This is a genomic window from Pseudoalteromonas sp. 120-MNA-CIBAN-0494 (assembly GCF_040308885.1).
GTDB classification, from domain to species: domain Bacteria; phylum Pseudomonadota; class Gammaproteobacteria; order Enterobacterales; family Alteromonadaceae; genus Pseudoalteromonas; species Pseudoalteromonas nigrifaciens.
Map to the genome: position 1 here is coordinate 90804 of NZ_JBEOOE010000005.1, position 17614 is coordinate 108417.

14 protein-coding genes are annotated in these 17614 nt (G+C 42.1%); 2 read left to right on the forward strand and 12 right to left on the reverse strand.

Translation table 11 applies throughout. The annotated features are described in order from the left end of the window. Positions 1-318: 318 nt before the first annotated feature. The 12 genes from fusA to AAEY55_RS05840 all read right to left on the reverse strand — a co-directional run bounded on the left by fusA (position 319) and on the right by AAEY55_RS05840 (position 14186). On the reverse strand, positions 319-2403 hold the full coding sequence (gene fusA, locus AAEY55_RS05785; protein ID WP_011329565.1) for an elongation factor G: 2085 nt from the start codon (positions 2401-2403) through the stop codon (positions 319-321). A gap of 199 nt (positions 2404-2602) precedes the next feature. Beyond that, positions 2603-3328 carry a response regulator gene (locus AAEY55_RS05790; RefSeq protein ID WP_182684150.1) on the reverse strand — a complete coding sequence of 242 codons (726 nt, stop codon included), beginning with the start codon at positions 3326-3328 and terminating at the stop codon, positions 2603-2605. A gap of 15 nt (positions 3329-3343) precedes the next feature. Beyond that, complete coding sequence (locus tag AAEY55_RS05795; protein WP_350550455.1) at positions 3344-4969, reverse strand: sensor histidine kinase; 1626 nt, start codon at positions 4967-4969, stop codon at positions 3344-3346. Between the two features lie 12 nt (positions 4970-4981). Then, positions 4982-6514, reverse strand: coding sequence for a tripartite tricarboxylate transporter permease (locus AAEY55_RS05800; protein ID WP_089368887.1), 1533 nt, complete (start codon positions 6512-6514; stop codon positions 4982-4984). Between the two features lie 3 nt (positions 6515-6517). Further along, on the reverse strand, positions 6518-6985 hold the full coding sequence (locus tag AAEY55_RS05805; protein WP_089368888.1) for a tripartite tricarboxylate transporter TctB family protein: 468 nt from the start codon (positions 6983-6985) through the stop codon (positions 6518-6520). 12 nt (positions 6986-6997) lie between these two features. Next, on the reverse strand, positions 6998-7978 hold the full coding sequence (locus AAEY55_RS05810; protein ID WP_089368889.1) for a tripartite tricarboxylate transporter substrate binding protein: 981 nt from the start codon (positions 7976-7978) through the stop codon (positions 6998-7000). An 11-nt stretch (positions 7979-7989) separates the two neighbouring features. After that, the gene (locus AAEY55_RS05815) at positions 7990-9231 is read right to left on the reverse strand and encodes an OprO/OprP family phosphate-selective porin (protein WP_089368890.1); all 1242 of its coding nucleotides are present in this window, start codon (positions 9229-9231) and stop codon (positions 7990-7992) included. Between the two features lie 303 nt (positions 9232-9534). Then, complete coding sequence (locus AAEY55_RS05820; RefSeq protein ID WP_024594936.1) at positions 9535-10191, reverse strand: 3-oxoacid CoA-transferase subunit B; 657 nt, start codon at positions 10189-10191, stop codon at positions 9535-9537. 11 nt (positions 10192-10202) lie between these two features. Further along, the gene (locus AAEY55_RS05825; protein WP_011329568.1) at positions 10203-10910 is read right to left on the reverse strand and encodes a CoA transferase subunit A; all 708 of its coding nucleotides are present in this window, start codon (positions 10908-10910) and stop codon (positions 10203-10205) included. A gap of 9 nt (positions 10911-10919) precedes the next feature. Next, on the reverse strand, positions 10920-11681 hold the full coding sequence (locus AAEY55_RS05830) for a 3-hydroxybutyrate dehydrogenase (RefSeq protein ID WP_350550458.1): 762 nt from the start codon (positions 11679-11681) through the stop codon (positions 10920-10922). Between the two features lie 9 nt (positions 11682-11690). After that, a complete protein-coding gene (locus AAEY55_RS05835) occupies positions 11691-12875 on the reverse strand; it encodes a homoserine O-acetyltransferase (RefSeq protein ID WP_350550461.1) in 1185 nt (394 codons plus the stop codon). A 9-nt stretch (positions 12876-12884) separates the two neighbouring features. After that, the gene (locus AAEY55_RS05840) at positions 12885-14186 is read right to left on the reverse strand and encodes a GntP family permease (protein WP_350550464.1); all 1302 of its coding nucleotides are present in this window, start codon (positions 14184-14186) and stop codon (positions 12885-12887) included. Between the two features lie 358 nt (positions 14187-14544). On the opposite strand from AAEY55_RS05840, the gene AAEY55_RS05845 reads away from it, so the two are divergent. Further along, positions 14545-16836 (forward strand): TonB-dependent receptor, encoded by a 2292-nt coding sequence (locus AAEY55_RS05845; protein WP_350550467.1) that lies wholly within the window; start codon positions 14545-14547, stop codon positions 16834-16836. 101 nt (positions 16837-16937) lie between these two features. Beyond that, positions 16938-17600 (forward strand): response regulator transcription factor, encoded by a 663-nt coding sequence (locus AAEY55_RS05850; protein ID WP_011329573.1) that lies wholly within the window; start codon positions 16938-16940, stop codon positions 17598-17600. The last annotated feature ends 14 nt before the right edge of the window (positions 17601-17614 follow it).

A 17614-nucleotide genomic window follows, 5' to 3' on the forward strand; every position in this document is an offset into this window, starting at 1 on the left:
GTAAACGTCTTATATAAAAATAAATATAATCAATATCCCACTTGGAGACTTCCACATATGCAATCTATCCTCAGTTGAGGCTTGCTCTCGCGAATCCTACATCAGCACTGAGCCTATTTCAATTGTTACTACTACTTATTTAGTAATGACAAAAACAATGTCAACTAGTTGTTTATAAATATGTTTTACTAATTTTTTATTTTAATTATTTGTAACTTTTATACCATTAGGTAATTAACAGTGCGCTTTATGCAATAAATTATGGGCAATAAAAAACCCGCAACATGTGCGGGTTTTTTTAAAGAGTTAAGGTGCTAATTACTTAGCAGCTTTTTTCTCTTTTTCTGCAGCGATTACAGCTTCAGCAACGTTATTAGGACATGGTGCGTAATGTGAGAACTCCATAGAGAACTGACCACGACCTGATGTCATTGTACGTAATGAACCGATGTAACCGAACATTTCTGATAACGGTACGTCTACTTTAATGCGAACGCCAGTTAAACCAGGCTCTTGGTCTTTCATCATACCACGACGACGGTTAAGGTCACCGATTACGTCACCTACATGATCTTCCGGCGTGAACACGTCAACTTTCATGATTGGCTCAAGAAGTTGTGCACCCGCTTTAGGGATAGATTGACGGAAAGCACCTTTAGCAGCGATTTCGAACGCGATTGCTGATGAATCCACTGCGTGGAAGCCACCATCAAAAAGCTCAACTTCAACGTCAAGTACTGGGAAGCCAGCTAGAACACCAGTGCCCATCATTGACTTAAAGCCTTTCTCAACTGCAGGCCAGAATTCTTTAGGTACGTTACCACCAACAACAGATGATTTAAACGTGAAACCAGAAGCAACTTCGCCTGGCTTAATACGGTAATCAATTTTACCGAACTGACCAGAACCACCAGACTGTTTCTTATGCGTGTAGCTATCTTCAATTTCTTTAGTGATAGTTTCACGGTAAGCAACCTGTGGTTGACCAACAATAAGGTCTACACCGTAAGTACGCTTAAGGATATCTACTTTGATATCTAAGTGAAGCTCGCCCATTCCTTTAAGAATAGTTTCGCCTGAATCTTCATCAGTCTCAACTTGGAAAGATGGATCTTCTGCAACCATTTTACCGATAGCAACACCCATTTTCTCATTACCGCCTTTATCTTTAGGCTGTACAGCAATCGAGATTACTGGAGTTGGGAATACCATTGGCTCAAGTGTTACTGGGTGCTTAGGATCACATAATGTGTGACCAGTTTGCACGTTTTTCATGCCTACGATAGCAATGATGTCACCAGCTTGTGCGCTAGCTAATTCATTACGGTCATCTGCTTGCATCTCAACCATACGGCCAACACGCTCAGTTTTACCAGTAAACGCATTAAGGATAGTGTCACCCTTGTTTAGTTTACCTGAGTAAATACGTACGAATGTTAACGCACCAAAACGGTCATCCATTATTTTGAATGCTAACGCTTTAAATGGTAGGTCTGTAGATACGATAGCGAATTCGCCGTTTTCATTACCTTCTTCATCCATAAGAGGTTGAGGATCAACTTCTGTAGGAGATGGTAAGTAATCAACAACTGCGTCAAGAATAAGCTGCATACCTTTGTTTTTGTATGCTGAGCCACAGTATGTTGGGAAGAAAGCAAGGTCACGAGTACCTTTACGAATACAACGCTTCACATCTTCAATTGAAGGGATTACACCTTCCATGTACGTTTCTAGTAGCTCATCGTCTTGCTCAACAGCAGTTTCGATAAGTAACTCATGGTATTCCTCAACTTGGTCAACCATGTCTGCAGGAACGTCTTCAATAGTGTAGTTCTCTGGAAGACCAGTCGCATCCCAAACATATGCTTGCTTGGTTAGAACGTCAACAACACCAACAAACTCATCTTCTCTACCGATTGGTAAAGTCATGATTAATGGAGTTGCACCAAGTACTTTTTGTACTTGATTAGTTACACGGAAGAAATCAGCACCCATACGGTCTAATTTGTTTACGAAAATAACACGTGCTACACCTGACTCATTCGCATAACGCCAGTTAGTTTCTGATTGTGGTTCAACACCACCAGAGCCACAGAATACACCGATGCCGCCATCTAATACTTTAAGTGAACGGTAAACTTCAACAGTGAAGTCAACGTGTCCAGGAGTATCGATAACGTTAAAACGGTGATCTTTCCAGAAACAGCTTACAGCCGCAGACTGAATAGTAATACCGCGCTCAGACTCTTGATCCATGAAATCTGTAACTGATGTGCCATCGTGCGTGTCACCACTTTTGTGGATTTGACCAGTAAGCTTTAGTATACGCTCAGTGGTGGTAGTTTTACCCGCATCAACGTGCGCGAAAATACCAATGTTTCTGTACTTCGATAAATCTGCCATTAGTTTACTCTTAATAAAGTCGAAAAATTATTCGGCCAGAGTATAACATCACTTAAAGCGAACATCACCATAGAAGTCGCTTAAAATGCAGCCAATTATATAAAAAAAATGATCCATCCTTTGAAATAGCTATTTTTTGTAGTGCGAGCGAGCGATCTATTTACCTAATGAGGCCTTACCTTACTCAGTACTCTTTATTTTATTGGCATATTTTATAGCAACGCTCTGGACGACCAATACTACCATAGCTTTGATCAGCTCTAACCTGCCCCGCTTCAAGCATGTATTCTAGATATCGGCGAGCAGTAGATCGGCTTACACCCACTAAATCCCCCATTTGCTGAGCTGTAAATGCTGTTTCTTTATGTTCATTAAATGCAGTTATTATTTTTTTTAAGGTAAGCGAGTCGACTCCTTTGGGTAAGCGTGTTGTGGTACTAACACGCTCTTTTGAACCAAATAGGGTATCAACCATAGACTGCGTCACCTCAACAGCAGCCGAAAAGCATTGTTGGCGAGCTTCAAAACGTGCCAGAGCTTGATCTAACCTACTTAACATGAGTGGTTTTACTAAAAAGTCACTGGCGCCTAACTGCATTGCTTTTTCGAGTATTTCCACTTCTTTTGCCGCTGTGAGCAACATCACTTCGCTTTTTATGTTTAAGCGGCGCAAATCACTCAATAAGTCTAAGCCGTTACCGTCGGGCAAATGAATATCAAGTAACACTAAATCTGGATTAACTGCCTGCAACAAAGCCTTTGCCGTAGCTAAGTTACCGGCAATGCCCACTACCTGATACTGCCCTTGCCTGAGACTTTGCTTGGGTGTGTTGTTTCCTGCAACACCATTGGGTAGCAGTAAATATTGTGCTAATAACTGCGCAACCTCTACTTCATCTTCCACTATCACTACTGAGTACGTCATGTTTTATTACTCTTATTATTTGGGGATATAAACACTGAGGCGCGCACCCAGTAGATCTGATTCACCTATTTCTAAACTCCCACCGCACGAATCTAAATTAGTTTTAACTAAATACAAACCAATTCCATGTTCCGCCCCCGACTTAGAGCTGTATTGTGGGGTAAATATCACATTATGATCAGGTCCTAAACCAAAACCGCTATCTTCTACATCAAAAAGTAGCGTTTTGCTGGTTTCATCAACCGTTACCCGCACTTTAGCAGCACGAGTATCTGATGCTCGAATGGCCGCATCAATCGCGTTGTCGATTAGGTTACCTAAAATAGATACCACCCGCTCTAAAATATCTTTGCGAGTTATTTCATCACCAAGCAAGCTATCAGGGTTAAGCGTTAACACCACATTTAACTCTCTTGCTTTATGGTATTTACCAACTAACAAACCTGCAAGCACAGGATCTTGTATTCGCTCTAACAAGTTATGTATTTGCGCCTGCGATCCTTGGCTTTCTTGACCTATAATTTCAATCGCTTGCTCATTTTTGCCCATTTGCACTAACGCCCCAATTAAATTGAGCTTATTTGAATAGTCATGAGTTTGCACTCTTAACAGCTCCGCAAACGCTTGCACTTTAGTAAGTTGTTGGCTTAAATATTCGAGTTCATCAGAGGGGCGCATACTAAGTAAAATGCCATCAGCTTGGCCTTGTACCTGCAAAGCAAAGCGCGATAATATTATTCGTTTATCGGCGGCAAATAGTTCAAACCCTACTATTTCACGTGACTGGTTACGCAGCAAAAATTCAGCATGCTCAGGAAGTAAATCAGCAAGCGTGAGGGGTTGGTGAGTATAAGCAAGAGGTTTATCTAAAATTTCGCAAGCACGTTGATTCAACTTACGTACATTCCCCTCGGGGTCGAGCGCAATTATACCGTTACGCACCGTATTTAAAATAGCATTTTGTTCTGAAAACAACCGCGCAATCTCATCTGGCTGTAAACCAAAAATAGCATTTCGCACCCGCTGACCAATATAAATAGCCACCACAATACTTAAGCCCACCACCACTAAGCCCCAAATTAAAATCTCAATACTGCGAGAACGTATAAGAGGGTCAATTGACTGTACTAAAAACCCGACCGATACCAAGCCTATTATTTGGTTATTATTCGAATAAACAGGCACCTTACCGCGAATTGACTCTCCTAAACTGCCACGGGCAAGCGAAATATAGCGCTCACCCTTTAATGCAGCTTGGCTATCGCCACCCACCATACGCTTGCCAATTTTCTTTTCATCAGGATGCACAATACGCAATGCATTTTCATCGCCAATAACAATAAAGTCGGCTCCAGTGAGTTGCCTTATTTCTTCTACTTCCTCGTTAATAGCCAATAAATCTTTTGGATTTTGCAGTGCTTTTATAACATCAACGCGTGAGGCTATACTGCTGGCAACGGCCAATGCTTTGTCGCCAATGTGACTATGTAAGCTTTGCGCCGTAAGCTGATACACCAACGCGCCAAACAACAATGCTTGTAATACACATAAACCGGTTACCCAAATAATTAGCCGAGTTTCTAGGCGTTTAGGTTTTTTAACCATATGTTGCAATGGGCTTAGCGGGTTGGTGTTTTTCATTTTATGACTCTGTTAAGCCTGCTCTTGAAGCGCAGCTTTATCTGCACGGCGCTGCATTAAGTAATCTTTTAACGGAAATAAAAGCACTAAAATTGAAATAACAAATATACTCAATGTAAGTGGGCGATCCCATAAAAAGCTCAATGAACCATCAGAAATCATCATAGAGCGACGGAAATTACGTTCTATCATATCACCCAAAATAAAACCGAGTAATAAAGGTGCCATAGGAAAAGCTAATAATCGTAATACCAACGCCACTAAGGCAAATCCCACCATCATAAATAAGTCAAAGGTATTAAAAGACACCAAATACACACCAATTAAGCTAAAGAACAAAATCATTACTGTGAGTACCGATTTGGGCATAGCTAATACTTTTGCAAAGTAAGGAATAAGCGGTAAGTTTAAAATAAGCAGCACTATATTACCAAAGTACATACTAACAATAACAGACCAAAAAACACTGGGGTTTTCTTGCATAAGCATTGGCCCTGGTTGTATACCATAGGCAATTAATGCCCCTAGCATAATAGCCGTAGTACCTGAGCCCGGAATACCTAGCGTTAACAAAGGTACAAATGAGCCAGTACATGCCGCATTATTAGCCGATTCGGGTGCAGCTAAACCACGTAATGAGCCTTTACCAAATTTTTCTTTTAAGCCTTTCGGTGCTAAGTTGCGCTCGGTTGCATAAGCCATAAAACTTGCAATAGTTGCGCCTGCGCCCGGTAACACACCGACAATAAAGCCCAAAATAGACGAGCGACCAATCACTGGCGCTATTTCTTTAATCTCGCTTTTAGTTAACTTAGTTGAACCTATTTGCGGCGTATCTGAATCGTTAATATTTTTGGCGTCTTTTTTCTCTGGTTTTACTACGTTAACTAACGCTTCTGCTAATGCAAAGGTTGCCATAGCCACTAATAAAAAGCTAATACCATCAAGTAAGTCCGCTTGGCCAAAAGTAAATCGGTCGGTGCCCGATGAAGGATCGATGCCAACAGTAGCAAGCATTAGCCCAAATACCGTCATCATCATCGCTTTTAAAAATTGTCCTTTATTAGAAAACGCTGCAATTGCGGTTAAGCCTAAAAACATCAGCACTACATAATCTGGTGATTGAAAACTCAGCGATACTTTAGCTAATAAAGGTGCGGCAACCATTAACAATATAGCGCCGATAGTGCCCCCTATAAAGGAGGAGTAGGCAGCAATTGCCAATGCTTTACCTGCATGGCCTTGTTTTGCCAGTGGGTAGCCATCAAAGGAGGATGCCACCGTACCCGCAACCCCTGGTGCGTTAATTAAAATAGATGAAGTAGAACCACCAAAAATGGCACCATAATAAACACCTGCCATTAAAATCATGCCTGAGTCGGCACCTATGCTATAAGTAATCGGGATCATTAATGCAATCGCAGTAATTGGCCCTAACCCCGGTAACATACCAATAAAAGTGCCCACTAGGCAGCCAGCAATCACATACATTAAATTATTAAAGTCGAGCACGGTCGACAAACCAAGCATAATTCCATCAAACATAATTTAACTCCACAAATCGCCCGGAACTAAGTAAATACCTAGCACTTGAGTCATTAAAAACCAAAACACCACAGCAACCGGAATCGATGCAAATAATAAAATACCTTTGCGCCTTTCACCCATTACAAAAAAGCCTGCTAACAAAAATGTACTGGTCGAAATTAAAAACCCAACCGGCTCTAACATGGCGCTATAAATCACCATTAGCACTAATAAGCTAATAGTACGCAGTACATGTGATTTTTCGAGGTTTTCATCGGTAGCTTCTTTTTCGCTTGGTTTAAGTAATGTTGTAGCAATAGCAAGTAAACACACCACAATACCAAACGCGGCATATACTTTAGGTAGAGTTGCAGAAGTAACCGTTTCGTATTCTTCAAACGGTAAAAGTGGAATTTGCCATGCAACAACGGCGTACAGGGTAAATAGCGCCAAGAATAAACTTGGCCCTAGTAATTCGCGATTCATCATTTTAAACCTCGATTATTGCAATGTACGGATAAAGCCAAGCTCTTCCATCACTACTTTAAGCTGCGCTTCTTGCGCTTCTAATGACTTAATAAACTGCTCTTTTTCTTGGAATAAATTTAACCAACCGTTACGTGCACGGACAACTTCCCACTCAGGAGTACTTTGTAATTTGCGCAGTTTTTTGGTGTACTCTGCCAATTTTTCAGCAGGTAAGTTCGGCGCTGCAAAAAAACCACGCCAGTTTACAAATTCCATATCGTAACCAAGAGATTTAAGGGTAGGTATTTCTGGGTAATCCGGTAACGGCCCACCTGAGGTAACCGCTAAAATGCGTGCTTGACCACCATTAGCTACTTCTAGTGCTTCACTTAAGCCGGTAGAAAGTAAGTTAACTTCGCCTGATAGTAATCCAGCTTTTGCTTTACCACCGGCGTCGTAAGGAATATAACGTAAACGTCGACCATCAATACCCGCCGCTTTAACTGCTTGCGCTGCAACTAAATGATCCATACTGCCACGCGCAGAACCGCCCGCTACCTTTACTGAGCTTGGATCTTCTTTGATTGATTTAACAACATCTTGCCACGTTTTAAATGGCGAATCGTTACGCACCACAAATGCGCCATAATCGGCAATCATGCTGGCAACAGGAGTTAAATCGCGGTAGCTATAAGGAATGCGACCAGTTAATGCACGCAATACGATAGGTGTTGAGTTAACCATTAAAATATCGCCCTTTTTAGTGCCCGACTCAATTAAGTAAGCAATAGCACGACCGCCGCCGCCACCCGACATATTTTGAAAAGACGCATTATCTTCAATACCTGACTTAACTAAACCTTCGCCTACACCACGTGCTGTTGTATCCCAACCGCCACCAGGGCCGCCAGGTACTAAAAAGTGAATGTCGGCCATTACAAATGGGCTGCTAAGTACCAGCGATGCTGCAAGTACTGTGGTTTTTAGTGATTTAAGTGACTTAAATAATTTCATTGTATGATTCCTTAAAATAAATACTGCATACGCGCACTAAAGCCCATACCAGAGTCTTCATCGCCTACCAAAGCTGTAGTACCAGGGCCTGTCACATCACTGTAAATAAGGTTGCCCATAAACTTAATATCGCTACTGATGTAATAAGATGTGCCTAATGTATAAGTAGTTGCTTGCGTCCCTTGTAAGCTGCTAGTTGCATCCATTTGTGAAACACGCGCAACTAACTCCCATGCATTTTTAATGTTTTTAGGTTGTACAAATAATGCTGAACTTGCTTTGTATTGGCGCTGCTCGCCACCTAAAAAGTAACTTGCCGATACATGAAAACCATCAAAGCGCTCGCCATCTAGCAAGTCTGCGCTATTAACTGCGTTTAACGAGCGGCTTGCATATTCAGCTTCAAGGGTTAAAGAATCTGCTTGGTAAGCAAATTCAAGTCCGCTTTGCGATAAGCTATCAAGTGCTGCGGTTACGCCACCAGCGGCATAATCAACAAGCCTAGTATTAGCTTCGCGAACTTCTCCACGAGCAAAACGCGCACCTAATTCATTGCCGCCCATATCACGATATGAATGCCACGCCCCTAAATGAATCACATCACCCGGTGCAGCACTTGACCACGTTACGCGCCCTGTTGCAGCCAAAGTTAGCCTGTCGTTTTCATCATTACCCGTTGCGCCAAAGGCATCATTTTTATAAACACCCACTGCGTAGCGAAATCCCGAATCTTTAAAGTATTGGTAAGCCGATGCACCCCAACGAAAAAATGGCGAGAAGGTATTTGCTAAACTACTACGCTCAATAGTGTTGATATGTTTTGAGCTGGTTAATGCATTAAGCGATATATCTTCGCGAATTTTACCTGCTTTAATTTTAAGCCCGTTATCAAACGCATAACGTACACGTGCCATAACAATTTCAGCTGTGCCTTCGCCAAATTCGAGTAATAACTTGTGATCCCAATTACCATGCTCGCTAGCAACGTAAGTACGAATACGTCGCGGAAAAAAATCACTGCCGCCAGAGCCGCCATTATCTGCATTGTAAGCGCCATCAAAATAGTTGTAGTCAAGCTGTACGCGTCCACCAAACTCTAAATTAAAACCACTCGATTTTTTTAATGCACTGACTTCTTTTTGTAATGCATCTAATTGCTGTTGTAATTTATCGGTATCGTTATCGGCTAAAACTGATGTGCTCGCTAATGCGGCAGCTACTGCCAAAGCGAGTTGTGTGTTACTTGCTTTCATTGTTGTCTCCACGCTGTGTTGGTGTATTTATTGTCAGGTAGATAAGCGACTACAAACTGCTATCTAAAGCGCAGCTTATTGTTAACGTGAAATTAACTAAATATTTAGACGGTAAGGTGCATTGATGATCTTTACGCGCTTTTTGTGCATAAAAACCATGCGCAAAAAGGACAAAACTAGCCGCGCATTACTCTTTGATTTATAGTGCCTTTATATTTAAAGTGGTTTTATAATAAATAAATTGGTAGCTTTTTAAGTTATAAAAAAACCCGCAACAATGCGGGCTTAATTAATAAGCTATTATTAAAATGTCATTTCGGGTGTGTTTTTAGGGATAATTAAACGCCCCTGTGTTTTCGCTTGAATTTCTTCTACGCTCACTCCGGGGGCGCGCTCTAATAAATGAAATGCACCATCTTTAATTTCCAGTAAGGCCAAGTCGGTAATTACTTTATTAATACACCCCACACCGGTGAGCGGTAAGCTGCACTCACTGAGTAATTTTGACTCACCATGCTTATTAGCGTGGGTCATGGTACAAATAATGTTTTTTGCACCAGCCACTAAATCCATCGCACCGCCCATACCTTTTATTAACTTATTGGGGATCATCCAGCTAGCAATATTGCCGTTTTGGTCAACCTCAAAGGCACCCAATACGGTTAAGTCAACATGACCGCCGCGGATCATCGCAAAGCTTTCGGCTGAGTTAAAAATTGCTGCGCCAGTGGCGGCAGTAACGGTTTCTTTACCGGCGTTTATCATATCAGCATCGAGCGCATCGGCAGTAGGATACTGCCCCATACCCAGTAGGCCATTTTCTGATTGCAGCATTACTGCAATATTATCGGGGACATAGTTAGCTACTAAGGTAGGAATACCAATGCCTAAATTAACGTAATAGCCATCTTGTAATTCCATCGCGACTCGCTTGGCGATTTGTTCACGTGTTAATGCCATTAGCTTACTCCTTATTGCTTTGCTGCTTGGGTGGTCACTTTTTCGATGCGTTTTTCAAACACCCCTTTTATAACCCGATCGATATAAATACCGGGAGTGTGTATTTGGCTTGGCTCTAACTCCCCAGGCTCTACAATTTCTTCTACTTCGAGTACAGTTATCTTACCTGCGGTGGCGGCCATAGGATTAAAGTTCATCGCGGTATGGCGATAAATACAATTACCAAAGCGATCCGCTTTCCAGGCTTTTACAATGGCAAAGTCACCGGTAATACTGTGTTCTAACAAGTAGTCTCGACCATTAATATTGCGCGTTTCTTTGCCCTCAGCCACTGGCGTGCCTACTCCAGTGGCGGTATAAAAAGCAGGAATACCTGCACCACCAGCGCGCATTTTTTCAGCCAGTGTACCTTGTGGAGTAAGCTCTACATCTAGCTCACCACTAAGTAGTTGCTGCTCAAATAAGGCATTTTCGCCCACATACGAGGCCACCATTTTGCGTATTTGTTTATCCTCTAGTAACACGCCTAAACCAAAACCATCTACGCCACAGTTATTAGACACCACAGTTAAGTTACGAATACCTTGGCGTTTAATTTGGCCAATAAGTCCCTCCGGTATACCGCACAAGCCAAAACCACCGGCAATCACTGTCATGCCATCCTCAAGCCCTGCCATTGCTTCGCTGTAACTGCTTACTACTTTATCGAATCCTGCCATTGTTAGCTCCTATTGTGCGGTCCAGCCGCCATCTATTACTATAGCTTGTGCGGTAATGTTTCGCGCCGCATCAGCCATTAAAAAGGTTACCGTATGATGTATTTCATCTAAACCAATAAAGGCTTTTTTTGGCATGGGTGCTAGCATAATAGTATCGATAACTTGTTGCTCAGATAAACCATGCTCTTTGGCTTGTGCGGCAATTTGCTGCTCTACTAGCGGAGTTTTCACATACGCGGGGCACACGGTATTAATGGTTATATTGGCATCTCCTGTTTCAAGTGCTATGGTTTTACTAAAGCCAATTAAGCCATGTTTGGCGGCCACATAGGCCGACTTATATTTAGAGGCCACCATGGCATGAATAGAGCCAATATTAATAATTCGGCCAAAATTTTGTTCCCACATTTTAGGCAATACCGCTTGGGTCATCATTGCGGGCCCAACGAGCATTACTTGCTGCAAAAATTGCCATTTATCAGCCGGAAATTCTTCAAGCTTTGCTACGTGCTGAATGCCAGCATTATTTATAAGTACATCAACAGCTTGCGGTAACTGCTTAAAAAAAGCGGTAATTGCCTCGCTGTCGGCCACATTTAATGCATAACCTTGGGCTTTTCCGCCATTAGTAACAATACCCTCCGCCGCTTCTTTTGCGTGCGCTGCATTTAGGTCGGTTACTATAATATGATGACCCGCTGCTGCTAATTGCTGTGCTATATATAAGCCAATACCACTGGCGGCGCCGGTTATTAAAATTGTTTTGCTCATGCAGGCCTCCTAGTTGGCTAAAAACTCACTAATTTGCTGCGCTTTAGGCGCAATCGAAAACAGCCCATCTAAATGGCCCCAACCACCCGCAATTTCAGAAATAGTGACCTCTTTACCTAGCTCATCCATTATTGAGTGCATTTTGCGGACATTTTCGGGACGTAGTAATAAATCATTAGTGGCAGGTAGCAATAAGGTTTTTGCCTGCACCTTTTTTAGGGCATCAGTTAAATTGGCTGATCTACCAGCGGTAAATAACTGCGATGCTCGCACTAAATACAACACATGATTTGCATCTTGTAGCTTAGCTTTAGCTAATGCTCTAGCTTCTAAAATCTGATTTACTTTTGGTAGAGTACGAATATCTTGCAGTGCACCGTCATCTAGCACCTCAAAATTAGGGAAACTGGCGTTATAAATAAGCGGATGCATAGCATCTTGGGTAATGTTTAGTAGCGTAGCGGTAAGCCCTGCAAGCGGGCGTTCTTTATTATAGTAATTACCTTGCTGCCAGTTTTTATCTAAACGAATTGGCATAGCCCATTTTTCTAGTGCCGACACAGTCCATGCATCCATGGTTGCTGCGCCAATTACATGCACTAAGCGCTCTACTTGCTCAGGGTAACGTACCGCCCACTCCAGTGCCTGAAACGATCCCATTGATGCACCCATTACGGCGTGCAGCTTATTAATGCCTAAACTATCGAGTAAGCGTTTTTGCACTTCAACAAAATCAGTAATTGTCACTACCGGAAAATCAAGGCCATACGGTTTACCTGTTGCCGGATTAGTTGATGCAGGGCCAGTAGTAATTACATTAGGATCGTGCCAATTAGCATTAACTAAAGTGTCTGAGCTAATTACAAAGTATTTATTAGTGTCGATGGCTTTACCTGGACCAATTAACGCATCCCAATAACCCGCTAAGGCATCGTCGGCTTTATATTTACCAGCCGCATGCGACGTGCCCGAAAAATAATGCGTAATTAGTACCACATTATCTTTAGCTTTATTTAAAGTACCGTAGCTCTCCCAGCCTACGTCTACTTGGCTAAGCGTAACTCCCGACACAGTAGTAAAATTTTTAGTGGTAAAATGTTGTTTTTCAACCAACATAGGCGCTGCTTTATCATTGCTATAAGCAACAGTGCTTACTATTAACAGCAGTACACTCATTATAAATTTAGTTTTCATCGTTATTCCTTAAAAGAAAATAAATAAGCCAATTGCTAATGCAACTCCAATTAGCGGTACTACGGTTGTTAACGCAGCCATAGACCAATAAGCCCGTTGATGTGTTTCTTTACAAATAGCGCGGATCAAAGTAACTACATAACCATTGTGCGGCAAGGTATCTAGCGCACCTGAACTAATAGCCACCACACGGTGTAGTTGCTCTGGGTTAACGCCCATATCTATATATCCTGGAGCAACCAGTGGTAATGCTATAACTTGCCCTCCTGAGGCAGAACCCGTTAGTCCCGCTATTACACTGACCGCTACAGCAGCGCCTACAAGTTCATTACCTGGCATATGGGTCATTACTTCAACCGCCGCAGTAAATGCTGGTGACACTTTGGCAACAGCACCAAACCCAACCACCGCGGCTGTATTTCCTATTGCCACTAAGGCCCCGGTTGTTCCTACATTTACAGCACCAGCTAGATCATGAAAGTACTTAAAGTTAATTACCATAATACTCAGCACGCCACCTAGTAAGGCAATAATAAGCGCAGTTTGTTGTAATGTATCATGTAAGGTAAATGATAATACCAGCACCACTAATAGCGGAATAAGCCCAGTAATAGGATGTGGCCTTTTACGATCAACCACGCTTGGATCGTCATCGCGCTCTTCAAAACACTCACCATTGGCAAGCGCTTTTTTTATCATTTTATTAAGCCAATAATAGCCAAATATCGCCATAAAAATAGCCACCACTAGGCTCACCTCCCATGCGGCATAGGGTGAGGTGCCTAAATATTTTATTGGGATCCAATTTTGAATTTCGGGCGAACCTGCCGAGGTCATAGTAAAAGTAACCGAGCCAAAAGCCAGTGTAGCCGGAATAAAGCGCCGTGGTAGGTTTGCGTCTTTAAATAAGCTAAGCGCCATCGGGTATACCGAAAAAGCCACCACAAATAAACTAACCCCACCATAGGTTAATACCGCACACGCTATCACTATTGCTAAAACAGCATGCTTCATACCTAATTTGCCAACTATATAACTGGCCACACTATCTGCAGCGCCGGTGTCTTCCATAAACTTACCAAATAGTGATCCCAGCAAGAACATAAAAAACCATGCACTTAAAAAGCTAGCAAAACCATCCATATAAGCATTAATAAAATTAATATCGGCCGTGACAGGAAAAATTGCCATGTCGCTACTCAGTGCTACAAGTAACGCGCATAGCGGTGCGGCTATAAATAAATTTACCCCGCGCAAAGTTAAAATAATCAGCAGTATTAAACCACCTACTAGCCCTATCATGCTCAGCATAAGCTTTCCTAAAGTTATTGTTATTACAAAGATGAGGTGACATCGCAGTAATGTTAATTATATTGTTGCTTATTTGTAATTAAATACATAGCACTATGGTACTACATTGTTATATTTAGGCTTGCAGGTACTGTTGTATATAGGTTTAACCTAGGTATAGCACTATGGTACTAATTCATTTTTTGTAACAATCTTCTAAAGTAGTTAACAGGTGACATGAGCAATGAGTAAAGGTCTGCAGCAATCTTAGTAGTTAGCGGTGCTCAGGCTTATACAACGGTATTTAAGTAGAGGCAGATAATAAATGGCTCACATTTTATTCCGTTGGCATTAATCACAACAATAAAAGGTAATCAACATGATAAAGCTCAATAAAAAAGTTGCACCCGTAACGCTTGCTGTTTCATTAGCGCTGATCGGTGCAAATAGTTATGCTGCAGAACAACAAACCAATGTAGTTAAAAAAGGCGAATTGGAGCGCATTGAAGTAACAGCGCGTAAAACGGTAGAAAACTTACAAGAGGTTCCTGTAACCGTCACTTCTATTGGCGCACAAGAGCTGGCTGAAAACGGCATTAGTGTAATGACAGAAGTACAACAGTTTTCGCCAAATACTACGCTGCAATCTAGCCGCGGTACTAACTCTACAATTACTGCGTTTATTCGCGGTGTAGGCCAACAAGATCCGCTATGGGGCTATGAACCGGGTGTAGGTATTTATGTTGATGATGTATATATAGCCCGACCACAAGGCGCAGTGCTTGATTTACTCGACGTACAACAAATTGAAGTATTACGTGGCCCACAAGGTACGCTATACGGTAAAAACACCATTGGTGGCGCCATTAAGTACGTCACCAAAGAAATGGATGGCGATGCAACATTAAACGTACAAGGTACAGTGGGTAGTTACGGTCAAAAAGATTTAAAAATTACCGGGCAACTACCACTTATTGACGAACAGCTGTACGTTGGCTTTGGTTTTGCTACTTTAAACCGTGACGGTTTTGGCGAGTTTTTAACCTCAGATTTAAGCAATCAAGATCGCGAAAACTACAACAAAGACGTAACCGCAGCGCGAGTTACTCTAGAGTACACGCCAACAGATGATTTATTTTTTAAACTTGCTTGGGATAAAACCAAAGACACCTCTAACTCAAAAGGCGGCTATCGCTTACTACCTAGTATATTAACGAATGCTCCAGTACCCGACAGCGTATACGACTCTTACACCAGTTTACCTACCTGGAACGAAGTAGAGCTTGAAGGCTATAGTTTAACTGCTCGCTGGGATATAAGTGACCGTACTAGCATTAAATATGTTGGCGCCAGCCGAGATGGTTACTCGCCAACGAATATCGACTTTGATAATACTTCTAAACGTATTTTTGATGTACCGGCTATTTATGAGGACGATCAAACCACTCATGAATTACAACTAAATCATCAAGGCGATAACTATAAACTAGTATCTGGCTTGTATTATTACGATGGCGAGTCTTGTGGCCAGTTTCAAGCTATTTTAGAAGAGTTTGGCAAAACGTTAGCCGCACCTGGCTTAACTCGTGAAGTGAGTGGTTGTAGTAACTCAAAAAGTAAAGCCGCTTATATTCAAGGCTCTTACGACTTTGATAATAAATGGTCAATGACCTTAGGTGCACGCTACACCAAAGACAGCAAAGAAGCACTGGTAAATAACGGCCTTATATTTGATACTGTTTACCCTGAATCAGGTTGGATCCCAGGTTATGTGCGCCCAGAAGGACAACTTGTACCTACAGTACTAGATGACAGCGAAGATTGGTCACGCTTTACCCCAAGAGCCGGTGTTGAGTATCAATATAACAACGACATTATGTTTTTTGCCAGTTATGCCCAAGGCTTTAAGTCGGGTACGTTTAACCCCCGGGCAGAAACAGCCGAGGCAGCAGCTAAGCCCGAAGTTGTTGACTCACTTGAAATTGGTATGAAGAGCGAGTGGAACAACAACTTACGCGCAAACATTACGGTATTTACACTTGATCATAAAGACCGCCAATACGTCTCGGTACTGCCTGGCGATAGTGGTGCTGATTTAAATCAGCGTTTAGGTAACATTGGCGAATCAACATCAGACGGTATTGAAGTAGAGCTTAACTACATTGCCACTGAGTCACTAAGCTTTAATGCCTCAATCGGTTATATAGACAGTAGCTTTGATAACGTGATTGATTTTGACCCTGCAACAGGCGTGGCATTTGATAAATCGGACCGCTTTAGCGTATCAAACACGCCCGATTTAACCGTTAACCTAGGTGCTACGTACCGCATGTACACAGATATGGGCGACTTTGTAGTTAATGGTAATTACTACCACCGTGGTGATTACGCCTTATTTGAAGAAGACAGCCTACTAACCCAAGACGCATACGGCCTGCTTAATCTAGGTGTTACTTGGTACAGCGCCGACGGCCATTGGACCGCTGGTGTATATGGTAAAAACCTCACCAATGAAGAATACATGATTGGCGGTTACCAGTTTGTAGCACCCGATCCGAGTGATCCAACTAATGTAGGTAAATATACCCCAGGTTTAGGTGGTGATAATACCTTAATTGGCTACTTTGGCGACCCACGTACTGTGTCGTTAACTGTTGGCTACCGCTTCTAGTCTTTATTATGTGCAAGGTTTGCCTGTGTTATCCCCAACAGACAAACCTTGTTTCACTGTGCAAAATCACTTATAACTAAATGTATTGGAGAATATTTGGAATGTCTTTTGCTGTGAATACCATAATTGCCGACGACCACCCGTTGTTTAGAAGTGCATTACGCCAAGCAGCCGCAACCTGCGTTCCTGAAGAACATATACAAGAAACCAGCGACATAGACGGACTGTTTGCCTTACTCAAAATACACCCAGAAATAGAACTTATATTTTTAGATTTAACCATTCCCGGTGCTAATGGCCTACAAGCGCTATCGCAACTACGTAATCATTACCCCGACATTTTAGTAATTATGGTTTCTGCCAACGAAACTCCCAGCATTATAAAACAAGCTATGAGCTTAGGTGCCGCAGGTTATATTCCTAAATCATCATCGCTCGATATAATAGGCGAAGCTATTGGCCATGTACTCAATGGCGACACTTGGCTGCCCGCAGATATTGATTTAACCGACGTAGTTGTTAATGACGAGCAAAGCAGCTTTGCCCTAAATCTCGAAAAGCTTACCCCGCAACAATACCGCGTACTTGCCATGATTGCCGACGGTTTACTGAATAAGCAAATAGCTTTTGAAATGTCGATTCAAGAAACCACTATTAAGCAGCATGTTTCTGCTATTTTACGCAAACTCAACGTTTATAACCGCACCCAAGCTGGCATTTTATTTAACCAGCTATCGCAAGTCGGTAAGTTAGAAGTAAACTAGCCCACAAACACTAC

What these genes read in the sequence shown, in the direction of transcription:
- AAEY55_RS05790 (WP_182684150.1), bottom strand. Translation starts at nt 3,328, where the DNA reads ATGACGTACTCAGTAGTGATAGTGGAAGATGAAGTAGAGGTTGCGCAG.
- fusA (WP_011329565.1), bottom strand. Translation starts at nt 2,403, where the DNA reads ATGGCAGATTTATCGAAGTACAGAAACATTGGTATTTTCGCGCACGTT.
- AAEY55_RS05835 (WP_350550461.1), bottom strand. Translation starts at nt 12,875, where the DNA reads ATGAAAACTAAATTTATAATGAGTGTACTGCTGTTAATAGTAAGCACT.
- AAEY55_RS05815 (WP_089368890.1), bottom strand. Translation starts at nt 9,231, where the DNA reads ATGAAAGCAAGTAACACACAACTCGCTTTGGCAGTAGCTGCCGCATTA.
- AAEY55_RS05810 (WP_089368889.1), bottom strand. Translation starts at nt 7,978, where the DNA reads ATGAAATTATTTAAGTCACTTAAATCACTAAAAACCACAGTACTTGCA.
- AAEY55_RS05805 (WP_089368888.1), bottom strand. Translation starts at nt 6,985, where the DNA reads ATGATGAATCGCGAATTACTAGGGCCAAGTTTATTCTTGGCGCTATTT.
- AAEY55_RS05845 (WP_350550467.1), top strand. Translation starts at nt 14,545, where the DNA reads ATGATAAAGCTCAATAAAAAAGTTGCACCCGTAACGCTTGCTGTTTCA.
- AAEY55_RS05850 (WP_011329573.1), top strand. Translation starts at nt 16,938, where the DNA reads ATGTCTTTTGCTGTGAATACCATAATTGCCGACGACCACCCGTTGTTT.
- AAEY55_RS05825 (WP_011329568.1), bottom strand. Translation starts at nt 10,910, where the DNA reads ATGGCAGGATTCGATAAAGTAGTAAGCAGTTACAGCGAAGCAATGGCA.
- AAEY55_RS05795 (WP_350550455.1), bottom strand. Translation starts at nt 4,969, where the DNA reads ATGAAAAACACCAACCCGCTAAGCCCATTGCAACATATGGTTAAAAAA.
- AAEY55_RS05800 (WP_089368887.1), bottom strand. Translation starts at nt 6,514, where the DNA reads ATGTTTGATGGAATTATGCTTGGTTTGTCGACCGTGCTCGACTTTAAT.
- AAEY55_RS05840 (WP_350550464.1), bottom strand. Translation starts at nt 14,186, where the DNA reads ATGCTGAGCATGATAGGGCTAGTAGGTGGTTTAATACTGCTGATTATT.
- AAEY55_RS05830 (WP_350550458.1), bottom strand. Translation starts at nt 11,681, where the DNA reads ATGAGCAAAACAATTTTAATAACCGGCGCCGCCAGTGGTATTGGCTTA.
- AAEY55_RS05820 (WP_024594936.1), bottom strand. Translation starts at nt 10,191, where the DNA reads ATGGCATTAACACGTGAACAAATCGCCAAGCGAGTCGCGATGGAATTA.